Here is a 2,650-nt window from a genome sequence, read left to right on the forward strand (position 1 = left end):
TTTTTGACCATGCATAGAAGCACGACGGAGAAGACGGCGAAGGACATAACCACGACCTTCATTTCCTGGAAGAGCGCCATCACCGATGGCAAATGACAAAGAACGAATGTGGTCAGCGATAACCTTAAAGCTCATGTTATCGCCATCTTGGTCATAAACCTTACCAGACAATTTCTCCACTTCACGAATGATTGGCATGAAGAGGTCTGTTTCAAAGTTAGTCTTAGCCCCTTGGATAACTGCCACCAAACGCTCCAAACCTGCGCCCGTATCAATGTTCTTGTGTGGCAATTCCTTGTATTCGCTACGAGGAACAGTAGGGTCTGCATTAAATTGTGACAAAACGATGTTCCAGATTTCGATATAGCGGTCGTTTTCAATATCTTCTGCAAGAAGGCGAAGACCGATATTTTCTGGGTCAAAAGCTTCTCCACGGTCAAAGAAGATTTCTGTATCTGGTCCAGAAGGTCCTGCACCGATTTCCCAGAAGTTGTCTTCGATCGGGATCAAGTGACTTGGGTCCACTCCTACTTCAATCCAGCGGTTGTAAGAATCTTTATCATCTGGATAGTAGGTCATATAAAGTTTTTCAGCAGGGAAATCAAACCATTCTGGGCTTGTCAAAAGCTCATAAGCCCAAGTGATAGCTTCATCACGGAAGTAATCCCCGATAGAGAAGTTCCCCAACATTTCAAACATGGTATGGTGACGAGCAGTCTTCCCTACGTTTTCAATATCGTTGGTACGGATAGCCTTTTGGGCATTGGTAATACGTGGATTTTCAGGGATAATAGTCCCGTCAAAGTATTTCTTAAGGGTTGCTACCCCAGAGTTGATCCACAAAAGAGTTGGGTCATTTACAGGAACCAAGCTCACTGATGGTTCTACTGAGTGACCTTTGGTCGCCCAGAAATCAAGCCACATTTGGCGTACTTGTGCACTAGATAGTTGTTTCATATTATCTCCTTATTTACTTGTTTAATGTGATTGGCTTTCCAGCATTTCCACATAGTCAATCGCGACACAGAGGGAAATGACTAGGTCTGCATAAGCGTCCTCAAGAACCGTTACGGTATAGGTAGAGGTCAGATGGAAGAGTTCCTTCTTAATTTCCGCAATCAGCTGATCGCGATCATCCAGCAATTTGAAATTCAAATCCCAGATATTGCCCTCGATACGAAGACCTAGATTATCAAACTCATACTTATCTCGCCAGAAGGTCAACTTCTTGCGAATGACAAAACTCGAGCCATCCTGAAGTTGAATTTCAAAACGAGGAAGCAAGGTCAAGATTTCTTTACTGATCTGACTGACTTGTTCACCATTAGCATCATAGATGGTAAAAGTTTTGGGAATCTTAAAAAATGATCCCTCTACCTGATAGGCGATTTCTCCCCTGTCATCCTTGATAGCGAAGCGTTCGCCTCCAAGACGAAACTTTTGTTTGACAAGAAATGTTTTCATCAACACCTCCAAAAATCAAAAGACAAGCTCATATCACGAAGGGCGAAAAACCGCGGTACCACCTTCATTCAATGAACTTGTCATTCTCTTGTTCTTATGCAATTGTATGATTGAGTAGCATGATTTTCTAGCTTAGATGGCTCGCAGCACCGCCATTTCTCTGGACTAAGACAACTGAAAATCAATTCTCAACTTTCTTATTATAACGTTTTTTTAAGCTTGCGTCAACTGGAAATCATCTCCATTGAATCAGACCAATTTCCTGTATCTTTGATTACTCTTTCAGAATATATTTTTTCTTACTGCCATCACTCTTTTTATCCCAACTTTTATCCCAAAGTTTCGAATTGCTAAATATAGCTACGCAAATATTTGCAAATATAAAGTTTCCTATCACCAAATATATAGACTCAGTTGTTAGGTATTGTCAATCCAAACCATCCTTTAAATGGAATAGTATAGCTGTTTGATTAAAAGTCAAAAAGGTTGACCAAAAACTTTTTTTGAAAAAAGTAGACATTTTTATTATTTGTTGCCGCTTTCTGTAAGGTTAAGCTTAGTATACTACTGGGCAAGCAAATAAGCAACTAGAATAGAAAAAGATATGGCTGTAAAAACTGACTTCTATTAAAAAACGAACCAGCTTGACTGATTCGTTTTATGACTTCTAACTCCTACTTCCGATACATTTTAAACTGTAGGAAGAGGTCGCTATATTTACCTGTCCATTTATGGTCAAATTTCTCATAAACTTCTAGGTGTTTCATAGTTTCAGCATCTGGATAGAAGGCTTTATCTTCTTTTTTCTCCTCTGGGAGCAGTTCCTTAGCTGGTAGGTTTGGTGTTGAATAGCCGACATACTCCGCATTTTTAAGAGCATTTTCAGGTTTCAACATAAAGTTGATAAAGGCATAGGCTGCATCTTGGTTTTTGACTGTTTTGGGAATGACCATATTGTCAAACCAAAGGTTGCTGGCCTCAGTCGGTACTACATAGCGTAGATTTTCATTTTTTTCTAGCATTTGGCTGGCTTCACCAGAGAAGGTCACACCGATAGCAGCGTTGTTCTGAATCATGTAACCCTTCATCTCGTCTGCCACAATGGCCTTGATATTTGGAGTCAGTTTATAGAGCTTATCTACCGTTTCTTCCAACTGCTGAGGATCCTTAGAGTTAAGACTGTAAC

General features: G+C 40.3%; 3 protein-coding genes and 1 pseudogene. All 4 read right to left on the minus strand.

All coding sequences use genetic code 11. The features are described 5' to 3' along the window. A partial coding sequence (locus tag QZ359_RS01715) for an alanine--tRNA ligase-related protein (protein WP_293956007.1) occupies positions 1-957 on the minus strand: 957 nt, incomplete at its 3' end. A 21-nt stretch (positions 958-978) separates the two neighbouring features. Next, a complete protein-coding gene (locus QZ359_RS01720) occupies positions 979-1,464 on the minus strand; it encodes an LURP-one-related/scramblase family protein (protein WP_175880866.1) in 486 nt (161 codons plus the stop codon). A 274-nt stretch (positions 1,465-1,738) separates the two neighbouring features. Further along, positions 1,739-1,990, minus strand: a pseudogene (locus QZ359_RS01725) (hypothetical protein). A 148-nt stretch (positions 1,991-2,138) separates the two neighbouring features. Continuing rightward, positions 2,139-2,650 (minus strand): extracellular solute-binding protein (locus tag QZ359_RS01730; RefSeq protein ID WP_293956012.1); only part of this gene is annotated, 512 nt, incomplete at its 5' end.

Source organism: Streptococcus sp., from assembly GCF_019414905.1.
GTDB lineage: Bacteria > Bacillota > Bacilli > Lactobacillales > Streptococcaceae > Streptococcus.